Raw genomic sequence first — 16,063 nt, forward strand, 5'->3', positions numbered from 1 at the left:
GCAGCGGCGGCGTGGCTGATCGACTACAACGAAGTCCGGCCGCATAGTTCGCTCGGTGACCGGACGCCCAAGGAGTTCGTGGATACTCTAGCGATCAACCCATCACAGGAACCAGCTGCCTGAAAAACCGCCTCAGGTCACAGTGACGTGTGGTTGCATTTTGAGTATTTCGTCGTGATGGCGCAGGATTGGCGCGAGAAACATCCAGACGGCGTGTATCCACCGAAACTGCGACACATAATCGTCGACGATCCATGGCTTGTAGATGACAGGCGGTATGCAGAATCACGCCGTGTGTGATCGCGTGGCCTGCCGCGCCTCTTAAGGTTCACCCCAAAGGAGTGCGGTCGGAAAGCCCAGGCTGTTGGTCAGCTTCGCGTACGGCGTGAACACTCCGGGTCGGTATGCATACACCGCTGGGGAATCGAGGTTGGCAATAGCTGCCTTGCCGCGCCTGTCGATGCTGATCGCACCCGGGAAAGAATAACCGGTCGTTATGGTCTGGCTTGGAACGACTGAACCCGGTGGGTACACATTGATTTTGTCGCCCTCGCCATCGGTCACCCACAAGTTCCCCAGGTTGTCGAACGCAACCCCGATCGGCTCATACAGGCCTTGCAAGTTGAGCGGCACTACCGTCATCGTGTGTCTCTTGATCTCAAAGACCTGGTCGGAACTGGGATCCGCGATGTATAGGTCTTGAGTCGCCTTGTTGATTGCGAGGCCGGTTGGTTCGGTCATACCCTGACCTCTAATCGTTTTCGACGGCGACGTCGCCCCGAGCGGGTATTCGGTGATCGCTGCGGGATAGTTGCAGACGTAGAGGGTACCGCGCTTGTCTATCGCGAGGCCACTCGGGATATTGATCCCGTTGGTGATAGTCGCCGAGTGGATCGTCTGACCTTTGGGATACTCGGTCACGGTGTTTTGCGGGTAAGTACTCGCGACATAGAGCGTACCGGTGGAGTCACGAGCCAAGCCTTGCGGGCCCGTCAAGTCATCTGTTATCGTGGCAATCGGTGCGGCGTTGCGCGCAAGTTTCGATGCCTGGTATATTGCGACTTGATTGTTGGTCGAGTCAGACTCGAAAAGAAGCTCGCTTGTCGTCGGATACGTTGCGATGATCGAGTGTCTTGCGGCCGTCGGAGCGGTTGAACGCGCGGCAAATGCTACGCCGGCGTGAACGATGTATCCGGCACCTTGCTCGACTTGAGCGGTCGGTTTCTGGATCGCCCCCATTTGAAGCGTCGATCCGACCCCGCCGCATGCGGCTAGCAATGCACCCAAGCAAACAATCGATACCCGCAGGGCCATCGATAATATCTTCATATACGAACCCCGATTGGATAGCAACCCGACAGCGCTGGCGCGGCCCGCCGCGACCAAGGAAAGCCTAACTCAAAATAGCGCGAAGCGCAAGCCCACTTGAGTGTGGTCGCGAATGTATGGCGAGGTCGCGTTAGACGGCGCCGGGTTCAGTCGGTAAGGCTTACGGTAAAGAGATACCTGAATAGTATCTCAGGTTGAGCGCTGGGATTTGGGAGCGATCGCGCCCTTGTCGTTCTCCCCAGAGGAGTCCGGTCGGAAACCCGATGGCCTACAACCTAGGACGTCTCTGCGCCTCTGGCAATCATCTTGACTGCAAACCAAGTCAATAGCGCCACCGGGAGTTGCAACCCTAGATTTGGTCCGAAATTGATGAACAATCCAATCGCTTCGCCCATATTCCAGCCTGAAAATGCAAGCATTGCGATTGAAAGGAGAACAAGGTATCCGGTGATGACAAGGATAGAGCGGAGCGCACTCAATCGCAGGGCTGTGACAACTATCGTGATCGGCCACAACTCGATGCCCAACCAAAAGCCCCGGAAAGCAAGATCGCCAATTGTCGATGTCATGAGCGGAATGAGTATCCGCCAGCTGGAGACGTACCAGTCTGTGACGACCAGAGCATACGCAATACCGACCACTATAAGAATGGCATAGATCAGGCGTCGGTTAGACCCAGCGTTCTTCATGACGAACCCTCCGGATATCCGACAATCATCGACATAGATCGAAAACATGCACAACGCTGCCAATGCACACTGCAGCGTCGCTATGCCTTATCTAATGAGTTGGTAGCCCCAAGGGAATTCGAATCCCTGTCTCCGCCTTGAGAGGGCGGCGTCCTAGGCCTCTAGACGATGGGGCCGCGTTACGAACATCGGAAGAATGGCTGCCAGGGAAGGATTCGAACCCTCACACGCAGGTTCAGAGCCTGCTGTCCTACCTTTAGACGACCTGGCATCACGTTTTGGGAACGCAGTGGATTATACTATGCCGTCGCGCGCAGTGTCAATGCGCGGGACGCGGGGCACGAACGCGCGAGTCGCGAACGCAACTGACATGGCGACGGAGCCCGTAGACGCGGCGAAAACAATCGCCGCGGCGTTCAAAGACCGCGCGCGTGCGAACACGCCCACAGTTCGCGACGCCGTCGATCGGACGATCGCGGCGCTCGACCGCGGCGAACTGCGCGTCGCAGAAAAACGCGGCGACGAGTGGATCGTCAACGAGTGGATCAAAGAGGCGATCCTCCTCTATTTCACGCTCCACGACAGCGCGCCGTCTAATGCCGGACCGCTCGGTTTCTTCGACAAGCTCCCGATGAAGACGAAGTGGCAAGGTACGGGCGTCCGCGTCGTGCCGCCCGGCGTCGCACGCTACGGCAGCTTCCTCGAACCAAACGTCGTCCTCATGCCGGGTTTCGTCAACATCGGCGCGCGGGTCGGCGAAGGCACGATGATCGACACGTGGGCGACGGTCGGCAGCTGCGCTCAGATCGGCACGCACGTCCACCTTTCCGGCGGCGTCGGCATCGGCGGTGTCCTCGAACCGCCGAGCGCGCGACCGGTCGTCGTCGAAGATGGCGCGTTTATCGGTTCGCGCTGCATCGTCGTCGAAGGCGTCATCGTCCAAAAAGACGCCGTGCTCGGCGCTGGTGTCATCCTCACAGCGTCGACGCCGATCATCGACGTCACCGGTGCAAAGCCGGTAACGACAAAAGGTGTGATCCCAGCTCGTGCCGTCGTCATCCCGGGCACGCAAAATAAGACTTTCCCCGCCGGCGAGTTCGGCACGCCGTGCGCGCTCATCGTGGGCCGGCGCAACGAATCGACCGATCGCAAGACATCGCTCAACGACGCGCTGCGAGAGTACGGAGTTCAAGCGTAGATGTCGAGCGCAAATCCGCGTCTCGTCGCGCTACCTGCGTCGGGTTTGCGCGTCGTTCAACACCGCATGCGGCCGACTTCGCTCGACTTGAGCATTGGTCAACCGAGCCTCATGCCCGACACCGAGCCGTTCGAGACCGCAACGCAATGGATCCGTGAGCACGGCTGCCCGTACCCGCCTTACAACGGTATCCCTGAGCTTCGCGCTGCGATAGCGTCGATCTACGGCGGTCGCAATCACACGAAAGCCGACAACGTCTGCGTAACGAACGGCTCACAAGAAGCGATCTACCTCGCCATCAAAGCGTTGCTCGAACCCGGACGCGACGGAGTGCTCGTCGTCAATCCCGGCTATCCCTCGTATGCGCGGTGTTGCGCGCTTGAAGGCATCGCCTGCCGGACGGTCAACGCGCATGCCCGCGACGGCTTTCGCATTCGCGCTCACGCGCTGCTCGAAGCCTTACGGCCCGAAACGCGCATGATCATCCTCGGCTCGCCTGCGAACCCGAGCGGCGCATTGCTCATGCAGCAAGACGTCGACGAGCTCGCGCGCGAGCTGACGAATCGACCGGGACCGCCGGTCATCGTCGTCGTCGATGAAGTCTATCGCGAGCTGACGTACGGCTCGCAACCTTATCCTTCAATGGCGGATGCCTATCCGAACACGTACGTCGTCCAGAGCATGTCGAAGTCGTGCGCGCTCACCGGTCTGCGCGTCGGCTTCCTCATCGGCCCCGAAGACGGCGTCTCGCTCGCGACGCGCGCCCATATGCTCATGCTCATGTCGGTGAGCGTCTTCTCGCAGCGCGTCGCTTTGGAAATCGTCCGCAAACCCGAGCGCTTGCGCGCGCACGTACCCTGGTACGTCGCGCAGCGCGCCGCGATGCTCGAAGCAGCGGTCGCGGGGGACGTCCAGATCATCGAACCCGACGGCGCCTTCTATACGATGGTGCGCCTGCCCGATCGATGGCGCAGTGACTCGCTCGGTGCGGCGCACGCGCTTTTCGACGAGCAGGACGTCGTCACGGTGCCTGGCTTCCTCTTCGGTTCGCAGGCGGAAGGCTATCTGCGCGTCACGTGGTCGGCGGACCCGGCAAGTGTACGCGAAGGTTTCGCTCGCATCGGACGCTTCGTCCAGGCGTGAGGTTCGTCGTCCTCGGACTCTGCGCCGTCGGACTCTACGTATCCATCTATATGCAGCGCAAGGCGATGGACGCGCGTGACGGTAGATTGACCGACGCGAGCGTCGTGCAGACGCCTCGCGCTCGCGTCGTGGGCGGCGTGCCGAATTCGTTGATCGGGATCTGCTACTACCTGGCGCTTGGGATCCTGTCGTTCGGCCTCACGGAGCCGGCGGTATATCTCCCCGCGCTCATCGCGGTAAGCCTCGCGGCAGCGATGTCGCTCTATCTCGCGTACAGTTTGCTATTCGTCACCAAGATGCCGTGCCTATACTGCTGGACTGGCCACATCGTCAACTGGGCGCTGCTCCTCGTCTTGATCTTCCTCAGGTAAGACCGCGGCGGTCGAGATAAATCTCGACCGCTCCCCGATCTTCTTGTATCGTCGCCCGCGGTCTTGACTAGCCGACGATGTGCCAGTCGATGATGAGCGCCTGGGTACCGTTCGCGAAGGTGATGACGCCGTCACCGTATTGGTCGACGGTGAAGGTCGCGACCTGCTCGCCACCACTGTTCGTCACGACGCCGTTGATCGCGATGCTGCCCGGCGATCCGCTGCTCGTCATCGCGACGTTGTAACCGCTGACGGTCGTCACGTTGACGTTCACCGCAATGAGTTGGCCGGCGGCGTCGAACTCGATCGATCCGCTCGCGTTGCCCGTGCCGATGACCGTGCCGCCTTCGACCTGGAACGGTGGAGCGGACGGCATCGTCAGTCCGTAGAGGGAGCCAGCCGACAGCGATACCGAACGGCCACCGGCGAATGTCACGTCGCCGGATCCGTCGACCGAGGCGGTCACGTTCTGCAACGCCGCCGACACGCCGTAGGACGCGTTCACTCGCGGGTCGACGATGTTCAGGATGTCGGCGTGGTCGCCGGCGATCGTCCAGGTCGTCGAGTTCTGCGGCGCGACGGTCAGTTGGCCGCCGAACTGGTTCGTCGGTTGCGCCGACGTGCCGGCGTAGAACGCGCTCGTGAGCACCGCTGCGAAGTCGCCGGGCGAGCCGGTGATGTTGAAGTTCGCATTGCGATTCGCGAGCTGCGTGCCGGCATTGTTGAACCACGTCGCGGTCCGGACGATCGACTCATCCGACGGATCGGGGATCGTCACGTCGGCGACGACGTCCTTCGCGAGCTGCGCGCATGCCTGATCGTAGAAGAACTTGATCTCGTACTTCGTCTCGTCGGGGCTGATCTGCGTCTTGAAGAACTCGTGACGATTGACGCATTGCTGGCTCAGCGCATGAAACGTTTCGCTGTTGTTGTTGATGACGAGTGGCTGGCCATATGAGCCGCCGAAGAGCCCGCTCGTCATGTCGCCGGTACTGACCGGCGACATCGCCGCTTGTGCTGCTGTGCGAGCATCTTGCGTCGCGTTTTGCGCGGGAGGATGGGTTGAGGAGAGTACGCCGCTGCCTGCGCCCGCACAACCGGCGAGCGTGAACGAGGCTGCGATCGCACAGACGAATGAGGAGCGCATGACTTCGAACCTTTCCGCATATGACGAGTTGATGTGGCGTCGCGGCGCCCGCTGGGAGAAAGTATAAACGCCTCGGCTCACACACGCATGAGCCGGTGGTGAGCCGGTTCTGAGATTTCTCTGTGCTTTCGCGGAGATTTGCATGAGTAGGTCATCTGCTGTGTCGCGGGTTACAGACGTTCTCAGCCATGGCTCAGCAGACGCCGATATACTCTACTATATGAGCGCCAGCAGCTCGACGCGGGCGAAAGTCGCCGTCGTCGACGACGAACGCAGCATACGCGATCTTCTCGAGATCGGTCTCGGCCGTGAGGGTTACGCGGTGCGCACGGCCGCCGATGGACAGCAAGCGATCGCGCTCGTCGCCGAATGGCAACCGGACGTCATCGTGCTCGACGTCATGATGCCGAAGCTCGATGGGTTCTCGCTGCTGCCACTGCTCCGCCGGCGGACGCAGGCGCCGATCATCATGCTCACCGCACGCGGTGACGTCGTCGACCGGGTCACCGGACTGCGCGGGGGCGCGGACGACTATCTCGCCAAGCCGTTCGACCTCGACGAGCTCCTCGCGCGGCTCGAAGCGGCCCTTCGCCGGCCGCATCTCGCGACGCCGAAACAACTTGCCTACGAAGACTTGACCGCCGATCTCGAAACGCGCGACGTCTTCCGAGGCGGCGAGCGCATCGATCTCACTGTCCGCGAATTCGAGCTGCTCGTCGTCCTCATGCGCGAGCCGCGCCGCGTCTTTTCGAAAGACCGCCTGCTCGACATGGTATGGGGAGCGGATTTCGACGGTCCGGTCGGCATCGTCGAGACGTATATCTCGTACTTGCGCGCGAAGGTCGACGCGAGAACGGATAACAAGCTCATCCACACGATCCGCGGCGCCGGCTACACGCTCCGCACCGAGCCCGCGAGGACGCTGTGAAATCGCTCGCGACGCGCTTGAGCCTGCGCTTTGCCGGCGTGTTCGCCGCGTTGCTCGTCCTCGTCGTCGGCTTCACGTCGCTCATCATCGTGTTCGTGGCGAACAAGAGCGCGCAAACGGCGGTCGCCGAAGCGGAGGCCGACGTCCATCAACTGGCAGCGCTGTACGCGATGTCCGGACGCCCGCTGTCGTCTTCGGCGCCGGTCATCGTCGCGACGGCTAGCGGGCGCCACGTGCGTATCGCGATCTTCGATACGACCGGCCGGCTGCTCGCCGGCGACGGATCTGTGACCGCGCCGCCGACACCGCGCTACTTCGATCGCTTCGATATCGCAGGCGGCTCGGTCGCGATCGCGCCCGCGGAAAACGTCGGCGCCGGCGTCTTCGCGTATTGGATCCTCATGTTGTTCGTCGGCGGCCTCGGTCTGCTCGTCGCGTGGCTCGTCGGGCGCTATCTTGCCGTCCAGTCGCTGCGACCCGTCACCGACGTGACCAACGCGCTCGATCGCCTTGCCTGCGGCGATTTCTCGCGTCGCACGTTCGTCATGGAAGAGCGAAGCGAAGTGGGCTCGCTCGCGTCGGCGTTCAATTCGGCGGTCGACAAAGTCGCGTCGGTGTTCGCGGAGCGCGACGCGACCGAAACGCGCATGCGCCAGTTCATCGCCGACGCCGGCCACGAGCTGCGAACGCCGCTCACCGTCATCATGGGCTACGTCGATGTGTTGCGACGCGGCGCGCTCCGCGATGAAGCGCTCGCGACGCGCATCCTCGAGACGATGGGTGATGAAGGCGGCCGCATGCGTTCGCTTGTCGACAAGCTCTTGACGCTCGCGCGGCTTGAGGACGTCGCAGCGCCGCAGGCGTCGCGGGTCGACGTCGCTGCGCTGCTCGGCGATGTCGTCGACTCGATGCGCCGGTCGGCTCCGGCGGCGACGATTTCGCTGCATTCGGAACCCGGCCGCTTTGTCGTCATCGATGAGGCCGAGCTGCGTGGGGCGATCGTCAACCTCATCGACAACGCGCTCAAGTACGCGCCGGGCGTACCGGTCGATGTCGAGTCGCGCGAGGAAGGCGACGAGGTTCTTATCTTAGTTGCCGATGCCGGTCCGGGCATGACCGCGCAAGAGCGTGCGAGCGCCTTCGAGCGCTTCTACCGCGGTGACAATCGCGCCGACGCGACTGGCGCCGGCCTCGGCCTTTCGATCGTCAAACGAACGGTCGAACGTGCAGGCGGAACTGTCGCACTTGAATCGACGCCCGGCATGGGCACACGCGTCACCATCCGCCTTCCTCGGGTGATGTAGGAGGCCGAGCGAAGCTCGGCTGTAGCGGTCGAGCTTTAGCTCGACCGGGGCGGCCTATTCAATGAGCCAGAATGATCGCGCAGGTAGAGCACCGCTTTTCGTTTCAATACGCCGCTATGGCCGGAACTCAGCCGCCGAACGACGTCGTCATTTCTAAAGGCCGCTTCGAAGCCTTCAGCGATGGAGTCTTCGCGATCGCCATCACGCTGCTCGTGCTCGAACTCCATCCGCCCGATCTCGCCAACCCGAGCAACGGCAGCCTCGTGCGCGCGCTCCTCGCGATGTGGCCTGAATTTCTCGTCTACTGGGCGAGCTTCGCGACCATCGGCATCGTCTGGTTCAACCACTATGCGCTTTTCCACAATACTCGCGACGTGACGTATACCGCGCTCATCGCCAATCTAGCGCTGCTCTCGTTCGTCTGTTTCGTTCCGTTCACGACGCTACTCATCGCGCGCGAGGGCATGATCCCGATCGCGACGGCGCTATACGGCATCGTCCTATTACTGCTCTCGGCCTGCTACAACGTGCTGTTGTACGTCGTGATGCTCCCGCCTGGCGAACGGGGCACCTTCATGGGCTTCTTGCGCCAACGCAATGCCTGGAACACCCTCGGTCCGGTGGTGTACGCGGGCGGCACCTTGCTCGCGTTCGTAAGCCCGCTCGCCAGCATCTTGCTCTTCTCGGCGATCGCGGTCTTCTATCTGCTTCCTGGGACGGTGAGGAGCACGCTCGAGTCGACCGGGGGCGCTGATACCTCGACATAGTCCGATCGGCGAAGACCTGATTCGAAAACCTTTTCGATCAGCGCGAACATCTTAGGATCTCGCGCCTTCAAGTCGAAGCGCGTCAGCGGGAGCCACGCGCAATGCGAGTCGTTGATTTCGAGATAAGCTCGTACGCTCTCCGCGAAGTATTCGTCGAGTGCCGACGCGGCGTACTCGTTGACGAAGCCGGCGGTCGTGGCGAAACAACGTCGCAGTTCTTCGCTCTCGTAGGAGAAATACGAGCGCGGTTTTTTGGCGAGCACTGCGTCGAGGGCGTGAGCGAACTCATGGGCGACGGTCATCGTCATCGCCCGATCGCGCAATAGGATCCGCTTTTCCTCGACGACGAACAACCCTGAAGGCGGAGCGCTCCAATCGTCGATTCCGGGCACGAGCCGGGCGACTGCACGTGAGAATTCCGCATATCGCTTGCGTTCGGGCACAATCGAGATGTGCACGTCGCCCGCAACGGCAGCCGCAAGCGCGTTCTCACCGAACGCTGAAAGCGCTTTCACGATCTTTGCGGGCGGGCGTGCATCGAACATCGCCCGCACGGCCCGCGTCGCAACGCGGGTGGATGCCGGCGCTACGATGCTCGGGACCGCGTTGAAAGGTTCGGACACGATGAGCGCGTCGCCGAGCTGGTACGCCGCGATGTGCGGGTTTTGGAGGCGTCGCAGGGATCCCACGATCCGATCGATGTCGCCCGCCGGCGGCGCCCTGCGAAGCAACGACCGGCGCCGCTGCATCAGGCGCGTGCGGGTGGTTTCGACTGCGAACGCCGTCACCTCGTCGTCGCAGACGACGAGCCGTGACGTATCGGGTGGTCTGTCGAGGTTCGCGAGAACCACCCGGCGGCGCGGCATTGCCGCAGTTTACCGCCGCCTTGTGATTGGGATGTTGCGGGGCCGTGAAGGATAGGCCGCGTCGGTCGAGCTGAAGCTCGACCGCTACAAACCGAGCTTGGCTCGGCCTGCTACTTCACGAGCGTCTTGGCGTCGACGAAGGCGAAGCCGGCAGCTTCCATCTGCGGCACCATCGTCTCGAGCGCCTGATACGTGGCCGGGAACGGATGCCCGATCGCGATCGCGGTACCGTTCTTCTTCGCGGTCGCCTCGAGTTGCCGGATCTGGCCTTCGATATACGGCACGTTCACTGAATCATCGAGGAAGACGTCGCGCTCGGCGGTCGGTACGCCGAGCTCGCGCGCGGTCGATGCGCCGACGGTCGTCATCGCCGTCATCGAATCGATGAAGAACATGTCGTTGTGCTTCAATATGTCGATGACGTCGCGCATGACGCGCGGGTCGCTCGACGCTTTCGAGCCCATGTGGTTGTTCGCGCCGGGCAGCGGCGGGAGCGAGGCGATATCCGCATTGAGCTGCGTATCGATCTGCGCATCAGTCATCTCGGTCGATATCTCGCCGGGTCCTGGATGCGCCCCGGACGAGAACGGCTCCATCGGTATGTGGAGCATGACGGCTTTGCCGGCCGCAACGGCGTCTGCCGCGACTTCTTTGCCGTGTGGCGTCATGGGCAGGATCGATAGCGTCAGGGGGATCGGCAACTTCAAGAAGACGAGATCGCGGGGCAGGCTGTAGCCGCAATCGTCGATGATGATCGCGATGCGCGGCGCGCCGCTCGGAGCCGGCGACGGCGAAGGCGCTGGGCTGATCGACTCCAGCGGCGACGGAGTTTCAGAAGTGGTAGGCGTCGGCGACGTGACGGCGACGTGGTGTGCCGGCGTTCGCCCGCCGAAATAACCCGCGAATTGGCGCTCGACGACGAAGATGATGACGACCAACACGAGGACGACCGCGATGATAAGCGGCAGTCCGGCTCGACGGTTTCGGGCTTGTCGGCGAACCGGTCGCCGGCGGCGAGATGCCATGTCGTGCGACAGTTCGCATCAGCGTGGGTTTGGACCTAGCCGAGCTTCGCTCGGCCTACTTCATCTACCACTTGGACTGGCCGCGGCGGTCGAGATGAATCTCGACCGCTCCCTATCTCTCAAGCAAGGCCGCGGCGGTCGAGATGAATCTCGACCGCTCCCTATCTCTCAAGCAAGGCCGCGGCGGTCGAGATGAATCTCGACCGCTCCCTGTGTCTTTATTCTAGGGTGAGGGCGTCGTCGCGGGTTGCACGACGTTCGGGATCGGCGCGCCCTTGAGCGCGTGGACGACGATGTCCAACCGCTCCTGTGAGAGCACATTGCCCGACGGGTCGAGGATCTTCACGAGGATGTACTTCGTGCCCGACAGCGCGACGGCCGCGCCGTTCATCGGAAACGTGTAATCCTTGTCGACGACAAAGCCGAACGGCGACGCCGGCAGGCTCTGATCGACCTGTTCGGTCTGGCTCGCGAGCATCGAGTCCGTGGCATTGAACACCGCGAACTGGACTGAGGTGAGCGGGATGTGCCCGAAGCCCTTCGCCACGACATGCGCGTGGACGGTCTCGGACGTATCGAGAAGGCCGACGATGAGCGGGTTAGGCGTTAACGTTAATGAGAGCGAGTGATCGTTGCAACCAGCGGCCATGCCGGCAGCTGCAATGGAGAGCGCCGCGGCGGCCGCCGCGATCGGCTTTCGGAAGAGCATCGATGTCCTTTCGTCCTGTTACGGAGTCGGAGTCGGCGCGGGCGCGGCGGATTGAGCGGGCGCCGGCGACGAGCCGGGTTCAGGCACGATGTGCGGTGTGATCGTGATGATCAGATTCGTGTCCTGACGGGTCTCCGTGTAGAAACGAAATAGCGCGCCTACAAGTGGCAGGTCGCCGAGAATCGGTATCTTCTGGAGATTTCGGATGTCCCGCTGTTGGAGCAGGCCGCCTATCACCAGCGTCTGCCCCTCCAATAGATTGACGCGCGTCTGCGCCTGACGCGTCGAGATCTGCGGATCGTTGCTTGACGTAAAACCAGTCACCGACGATACGACCGAATAGATATCCGCGTTGACGCCGCCGCCGGTCGTGATGTGCGGCAATATCTGGAGGTTGACGCCGACGTTGATGTACTCGACCTGGCTCGACACAGCCGTCGCGCCGTTGAAGCCGACCGGCGTCGTCACGCGGATCGGCAACGAGTCGCCGGTGAGGATCGAAGCGGGCACGCCGTCTTCGGTCAGGATCTTCGGCGATGCGAGGACGCGTGCGAGCCCCTTGCTGACGAGCAAGAAGATGTTCGACTGTATCGCGAGCGAGCCCGGCACAGCACCGGCCGGAAGCGCGCCCATGATCGCCGCTTGCGTGTTGAAGATGCGGGTGATCGGGTCGGTCGTCGTCTGGTTATAGTCGAGGCCGAGCGCTTTTGCGCCGCTCTCCGTCACCTCGAGCACTTCGGTGTCGAGCAGGACGCTCTGGACGGGGACGTCGAGCAGCTTGATCATCTGCTCGGCTTGCGCGATTTCAGCAGGCGTGCCGGTCAGGATGACCGCGTTGAGCCGGCGGTCGATGGCGATGTTGTCGCTGATGCGCTGACCCATCGCGTTGCCGTTCTCGCCGCCGTAATTGCCGTTGTTGTAGCCGCCGAACGGCTGTTGGAAGCCGCCGCCGTTGAATCCGCCTGCGTTGAAGCCGCCGTTGACGGGGCCTTGGAAACCGCCGCCGTTGAAGCCGCCGCCGTTATCGGACTGCGATCCGAACTGCGACGGCTGCGGATTGAAGACGCTCGTCGGTGCGACCTCGCCATTGCTCGTCAATATGCCGACGACTTCGGACACGTCCGCGTAGTGCAGCCGGATCAACTTCGTGATCTGCGGACCGCCGGGCGTGCTCGGCGCCGGCGCCTGATATTGGTTCTGTTGCGGCTGGAACGGGTTGCGATAACCGTTGTTCGACCCGCCCGACGCCGGCGGCACATCGATGATGTAGACGCCGTTGCCGCCGCCGGGCCCGAAAGTCGGATGGACCGGCCCGCTCAAGGCGAGCGCGATGCTCAGGCCTCCCGGAAACGACGACACGTTGATCGTCGTCAGCGGCCCGAGGTTGATCGGCATGATGTTCTGGATCGTGGACGCAGCCGTCGCGCCCTGTACTTGGAAGATGACGGTCGTCGCGGCGCCGGCGGTCAATTGCCGGATCGAGGCCGGCGCGCTGAACTGGAGCAGCACGCGGACATGCTGATTCGGCAGCACCTGCGTCTGGACCGATTGCAGCACGGTCGTCGCCGAGGACGCCGGCTGCGACCCACCGAGAGCCGTCGCGATGCCGAAAGTAAGCGACAAGAAGATGATTGCGAGCCGTCGATGCAACTGCGAAAGGTCGAACACGAGTCCTCCGTGTCCCGTTCAGCTAGCCCGTTGAAGCGACTTTTGCGCTCGCCGTCGGCTCGCCTTCTCGCCGGCTGAAAAGCCACAAGAGATCGACCATCACGAGGTTTACCACCATGCTCGAACCTCCGTATGAGAAGAACGGCAGTGTGATTCCTGTGAGCGGCAAGAGTCCTAGGACCCCGCCGACGATGACGAAGACTTGGATGCCGATGGTCGCCGCGAAACCGATCGCGAGCAACGAGCTGAATCGATCGGATGCGTAAAACGCGATGCGGATGCCGCGCACGACGAGCGCGAGATACAACGCGAGCAACGCGAGCGCGCCTGAGACGCCGAACTCTTCTCCCCACGCGGCGTAGACGTAATCGGTCGGCGCATCGGGGATGAATCCCGGATGGCCGAGATGATAGCCCGCGCCGAACAATCCGCCATTCGCGAGCGCGAACAGCGCTTGCTCCGCCTGATAGCCACGCCCAAGCGGATCGCTCCACGGATCTTGCCACACGGCGATGCGCGTCTGCACGTAGCCGAAATGCGATGCGACGAACCACGCGCCGACCGCGAACACGACGACGGCGACCGCGATGAGATCGAGCCGCCGCGACGCGACGTAGAGCATGACGAGGAAGATGCCGAGGAACAAGAACGCCTCGCCGACGTCGCGCTGCATGACGAGCGTGACTATCGACACGCCCCAGCCGAGCACGAGTGGGCCGAGCAGCCGGAGATTCGCCCCGAGATCGGTCGGCGCAAGCGCACCGATGGCGGCTCCGTTCTCGGTGAGATACGCGGCCATGAAGAAGACCATGAAGATCTTGACGATCTCCACCGGCTGCACTTCGAACGAGCCGAAGCTGAACCATAACCGCGCGCCGTTCACCTCGGTGCCGAAGAACTGGAGCAGCGCGAAGAGTACGATCGACGCGACGACCCACGTGTACTTGACGTGCACGAGCCGCCGATATTCGCGCAGCAGTCGTTGCCCCGCGACGATGATGCCCAAGCCCACCGCGATCCAGATCGCTTGATGATCGCCGAGCTTCGGGTCGAGCCGCGCGACCGCGAGAACGCCGAGCGTACATGCGGCGGCGACGAGAGGCCAAAGCGCTTCATCGAGCTCCGATGCATCCGGCGTGACGACGCGGATGAGGATGAAGCCGATAGCCGGCAGCGCAAGTAGCCACCATGGGATCGAGGCCGCGATCGGAAGCAGCAAGATGAGCGCCACAGCGGCGCAGCAGAGGACGACGTAAAGCGGAAGAGCGGTGCGCGCGGCGCGCGGAAGCGTCAGTGCCGAGATTGCGCCTGCCACTTGGCGACGACGGCGTTAGCCGCGGTCGGCGTGCTCACCGGATAGCCGCTATCGACTTCGCGTTGCTCGGCGACCGTCAACGACGAGACTTCGAGCGTGTAGGGCGCGCGTTCGATGTGAAGCGGCAAACCCATGAACGTGTCCGGCGAGCCGGCAAACAATCCGACGTCGCCGCTCGAGTCCGCAGCGAGGTAGAGATGACCGTCGCCGAACCAGAAGTTGCGAGCGACGGCGCCGGTGATGAAGAACAGGACGACGGCAGCCGCGAACGCGGTAAGCGCACGCCACGGCGGGATCGTCGACAGCGTGACGGTCTCGACCGGCGGCCCGTGCACGGTCGCGTTGCGCGCGAGAATGACGGTCGCGTTATCCGTGCTGCCCGACGCCCGCGCCGCCGCGACGACTCGCTCGGCCGCGGCGCGCGCACTCTCGCGCGTCATCGCCGCGTTTTGCAGTTCCGCCGAGCCGAGCACGCGCGACGCGCCATCCGTGCACAACATGAGCGCGTCGTGGCTGTGCAGCGTATAGTGCGCGATCTTCGTCTTCAGCGCGCTGGCTTGCTCGACGCCGAGCGCTTGCGGCAGGAGCGCGGGTCCAAAGGACTTTCGGGCGGGCCCCGCCTGTTGCGGCGCGCCGCTGCGGACGTATTCGGGGAACAGCGACTCGTCGCTCGTCAGTTGGACGAGCTCGCCGCGTCGCAGTAAGTACGCGCGCGAGTCGCCGATGTGCGCGATGAAGGCCTGATTGCTGACGACGAGCGCGAGCGTGCACGTCGAGCATGCGGAGACGAGGTCTTCGGTGGCGCCCCCGAGCCGGAGCAGCCGTTCGTTGCCTTCTGCGAATGCTGAGACGAGCAGCTCGCGCATGTCGTTCGCGGTGAGGCTTCGCGGAGGAAACGTGGCGCGACGCAATTCGCGTCGGATGACGTCGCGAATCGCATCGAGCACGATCGCCGCCGACGGAACGTCTTGCGGTCTACCGAAACCGTCGGCCACCGCAAGCAACGTCACATTGCGGTGCAGCTGCTCGTGACACCATGCATCATCGTTGCATCGCTGGCCGCTGCCGACGTCGGTGGTGACCGCAACCTCCATGGTCGCCGCTACCCTTTCGGATTTTTCGAGCCTCGGACCGCAAGGCCGAGAAAAACTATTTTGGCGGCTCCGAGGGCAATCCTGTCGCCGCGTCGCAGCGCGGTCGGTCCGTCAGCTGGGCGACCATTCACATATGTACCGTTTGTCGAGTCGAGGTCCTCGATGGACGGGCCTGCGTCACATCGTATACGAGCGTGATGCTTGCTGACCGTCGATTCGTCGACCACGAGATCGCAGCCGGGAGCTCGGCCGATCGTCGCGCCGTCGTTCAACTCGACCGTTTGGACAGCTCGTCCGCGGACGCTTACCTTGAGGCGAGCGGCGACCGCCTGTCCTGCAGCGGCCGGCTCTTGTCGCACGATGTCGGGGTCGCGCAGCGCCCAGACAGCGAGAACGAACGCTGCCACGATCGTGCCGAGCGATTCCCACTGTATCGCTGCGACCGCATTCATATATTAATCTTCAATTGGGTTGGAGCGGTCGACCTTTATGGTCGACCGCCGCGGCCTC

The 16,063-nt window shown here is 62.9% G+C and carries 16 protein-coding genes and 2 tRNA genes; 6 read left to right on the top strand and 12 right to left on the bottom strand.

The genetic code is table 11. The features are described 5' to 3' along the window. Window positions 1–321: 321 nt before the first annotated feature. The 4 genes from VFO25_08530 to VFO25_08545 all read right to left on the bottom strand — a co-directional run bounded on the left by VFO25_08530 (window position 322) and on the right by VFO25_08545 (window position 2,289). Window positions 322–1,329, bottom strand: a complete 1,008-nt coding sequence (locus VFO25_08530; protein HET9342945.1) for a hypothetical protein — start codon at window positions 1,327–1,329, stop codon at window positions 322–324. A 275-nt stretch (window positions 1,330–1,604) separates the two neighbouring features. Continuing rightward, window positions 1,605–2,018: a hypothetical protein gene (locus VFO25_08535; GenBank protein ID HET9342946.1), complete on the bottom strand. Its 414-nt coding sequence runs from the start codon at window positions 2,016–2,018 to the stop codon at window positions 1,605–1,607. A gap of 100 nt (window positions 2,019–2,118) precedes the next feature. After that, window positions 2,119–2,194: transfer RNA gene (locus VFO25_08540), tRNA-Glu, on the bottom strand. 21 nt (window positions 2,195–2,215) lie between these two features. Next, a tRNA-Gln gene (locus VFO25_08545) sits at window positions 2,216–2,289 on the bottom strand. A 99-nt stretch (window positions 2,290–2,388) separates the two neighbouring features. Here VFO25_08545 and VFO25_08550 point away from each other — a divergent pair. From VFO25_08550 to VFO25_08560, 3 genes are read left to right on the top strand one after another with little or no spacing between them, the layout of a single operon-like run. Next, complete coding sequence (locus tag VFO25_08550) at window positions 2,389–3,216, top strand: 2,3,4,5-tetrahydropyridine-2,6-dicarboxylate N-succinyltransferase (GenBank protein HET9342947.1); 828 nt, start codon at window positions 2,389–2,391, stop codon at window positions 3,214–3,216. After that, window positions 3,217–4,359 carry a pyridoxal phosphate-dependent aminotransferase gene (locus tag VFO25_08555; protein HET9342948.1) on the top strand — a complete coding sequence of 381 codons (1,143 nt, stop codon included), beginning with the start codon at window positions 3,217–3,219 and terminating at the stop codon, window positions 4,357–4,359. Next, window positions 4,356–4,730 (top strand): vitamin K epoxide reductase family protein, encoded by a 375-nt coding sequence (locus VFO25_08560; GenBank protein ID HET9342949.1) that lies wholly within the window; start codon window positions 4,356–4,358, stop codon window positions 4,728–4,730. Before VFO25_08555 ends, VFO25_08560 begins: the two co-directional genes overlap by 4 nt. Window positions 4,731–4,797: 67 nt before the next feature. Here the strand turns inward: VFO25_08560 and VFO25_08565 are convergent, their stop codons facing one another. Continuing rightward, window positions 4,798–5,877 carry a hypothetical protein gene (locus VFO25_08565; protein ID HET9342950.1) on the bottom strand — a complete coding sequence of 360 codons (1,080 nt, stop codon included), beginning with the start codon at window positions 5,875–5,877 and terminating at the stop codon, window positions 4,798–4,800. Window positions 5,878–6,097: 220 nt separating this feature from the next. On the opposite strand from VFO25_08565, the gene VFO25_08570 reads away from it, so the two are divergent. From VFO25_08570 to VFO25_08580, 3 genes are all read left to right on the top strand, one after another. Beyond that, window positions 6,098–6,805, top strand: coding sequence for a response regulator transcription factor (locus tag VFO25_08570; protein HET9342951.1), 708 nt, complete (start codon window positions 6,098–6,100; stop codon window positions 6,803–6,805). Beyond that, a complete protein-coding gene (locus VFO25_08575; GenBank protein HET9342952.1) occupies window positions 6,802–8,109 on the top strand; it encodes a HAMP domain-containing sensor histidine kinase in 1,308 nt (435 codons plus the stop codon). Before VFO25_08570 ends, VFO25_08575 begins: the two co-directional genes overlap by 4 nt. A 71-nt stretch (window positions 8,110–8,180) precedes the next feature. Beyond that, on the top strand, window positions 8,181–8,876 hold the full coding sequence (locus tag VFO25_08580) for a TMEM175 family protein (GenBank protein HET9342953.1): 696 nt from the start codon (window positions 8,181–8,183) through the stop codon (window positions 8,874–8,876). On the opposite strand, the gene VFO25_08585 is transcribed toward VFO25_08580, so the two are convergent. From VFO25_08585 to VFO25_08615, 7 genes are all read right to left on the bottom strand, one after another. Next, a complete protein-coding gene (locus VFO25_08585) occupies window positions 8,810–9,742 on the bottom strand; it encodes a hypothetical protein (protein ID HET9342954.1) in 933 nt (310 codons plus the stop codon). The two genes, VFO25_08580 and VFO25_08585, sit on opposite strands and share 67 nt — an antisense overlap. A 110-nt stretch (window positions 9,743–9,852) precedes the next feature. Then, on the bottom strand, window positions 9,853–10,767 hold the full coding sequence (locus VFO25_08590; GenBank protein ID HET9342955.1) for a divergent polysaccharide deacetylase family protein: 915 nt from the start codon (window positions 10,765–10,767) through the stop codon (window positions 9,853–9,855). Window positions 10,768–10,990: 223 nt separating this feature from the next. After that, the gene (locus VFO25_08595) at window positions 10,991–11,476 is read right to left on the bottom strand and encodes a hypothetical protein (protein ID HET9342956.1); all 486 of its coding nucleotides are present in this window, start codon (window positions 11,474–11,476) and stop codon (window positions 10,991–10,993) included. Between the two features lie 18 nt (window positions 11,477–11,494). Next, window positions 11,495–13,144, bottom strand: a complete 1,650-nt coding sequence (locus VFO25_08600) for a secretin N-terminal domain-containing protein (GenBank protein ID HET9342957.1) — start codon at window positions 13,142–13,144, stop codon at window positions 11,495–11,497. A 22-nt stretch (window positions 13,145–13,166) separates the two neighbouring features. Beyond that, window positions 13,167–14,459 (bottom strand): FtsW/RodA/SpoVE family cell cycle protein, encoded by a 1,293-nt coding sequence (locus tag VFO25_08605; GenBank protein ID HET9342958.1) that lies wholly within the window; start codon window positions 14,457–14,459, stop codon window positions 13,167–13,169. Beyond that, on the bottom strand, window positions 14,435–15,553 hold the full coding sequence (locus tag VFO25_08610; protein ID HET9342959.1) for a protein phosphatase 2C domain-containing protein: 1,119 nt from the start codon (window positions 15,551–15,553) through the stop codon (window positions 14,435–14,437). The genes VFO25_08605 and VFO25_08610 overlap by 25 nt, the downstream gene beginning before the upstream one ends. An 8-nt stretch (window positions 15,554–15,561) precedes the next feature. Continuing rightward, window positions 15,562–16,005 carry an FHA domain-containing protein gene (locus tag VFO25_08615; GenBank protein ID HET9342960.1) on the bottom strand — a complete coding sequence of 148 codons (444 nt, stop codon included), beginning with the start codon at window positions 16,003–16,005 and terminating at the stop codon, window positions 15,562–15,564. Window positions 16,006–16,063: the final 58 nt, after the last annotated feature.

The organism is Candidatus Eremiobacteraceae bacterium, from assembly GCA_035710745.1.
GTDB lineage: Bacteria > Vulcanimicrobiota > Vulcanimicrobiia > Eremiobacterales > Eremiobacteraceae > JANWLL01.

What these genes read in the sequence shown, in the direction of transcription:
- VFO25_08530 (HET9342945.1), bottom strand. Translation starts at nt 1,329, where the DNA reads ATGAAGATATTATCGATGGCCCTGCGGGTATCGATTGTTTGCTTGGGT.
- VFO25_08535 (HET9342946.1), bottom strand. Translation starts at nt 2,018, where the DNA reads ATGAAGAACGCTGGGTCTAACCGACGCCTGATCTATGCCATTCTTATA.
- VFO25_08550 (HET9342947.1), top strand. Translation starts at nt 2,389, where the DNA reads ATGGCGACGGAGCCCGTAGACGCGGCGAAAACAATCGCCGCGGCGTTC.
- VFO25_08555 (HET9342948.1), top strand. Translation starts at nt 3,217, where the DNA reads ATGTCGAGCGCAAATCCGCGTCTCGTCGCGCTACCTGCGTCGGGTTTG.
- VFO25_08565 (HET9342950.1), bottom strand. Translation starts at nt 5,877, where the DNA reads ATGCGCTCCTCATTCGTCTGTGCGATCGCAGCCTCGTTCACGCTCGCC.
- VFO25_08570 (HET9342951.1), top strand. Translation starts at nt 6,098, where the DNA reads ATGAGCGCCAGCAGCTCGACGCGGGCGAAAGTCGCCGTCGTCGACGAC.
- VFO25_08580 (HET9342953.1), top strand. Translation starts at nt 8,181, where the DNA reads ATGATCGCGCAGGTAGAGCACCGCTTTTCGTTTCAATACGCCGCTATG.
- VFO25_08585 (HET9342954.1), bottom strand. Translation starts at nt 9,742, where the DNA reads ATGCCGCGCCGCCGGGTGGTTCTCGCGAACCTCGACAGACCACCCGAT.
- VFO25_08590 (HET9342955.1), bottom strand. Translation starts at nt 10,767, where the DNA reads ATGGCATCTCGCCGCCGGCGACCGGTTCGCCGACAAGCCCGAAACCGT.
- VFO25_08595 (HET9342956.1), bottom strand. Translation starts at nt 11,476, where the DNA reads ATGCTCTTCCGAAAGCCGATCGCGGCGGCCGCCGCGGCGCTCTCCATT.
- VFO25_08610 (HET9342959.1), bottom strand. Translation starts at nt 15,553, where the DNA reads ATGGAGGTTGCGGTCACCACCGACGTCGGCAGCGGCCAGCGATGCAAC.
- VFO25_08615 (HET9342960.1), bottom strand. Translation starts at nt 16,005, where the DNA reads ATGAATGCGGTCGCAGCGATACAGTGGGAATCGCTCGGCACGATCGTG.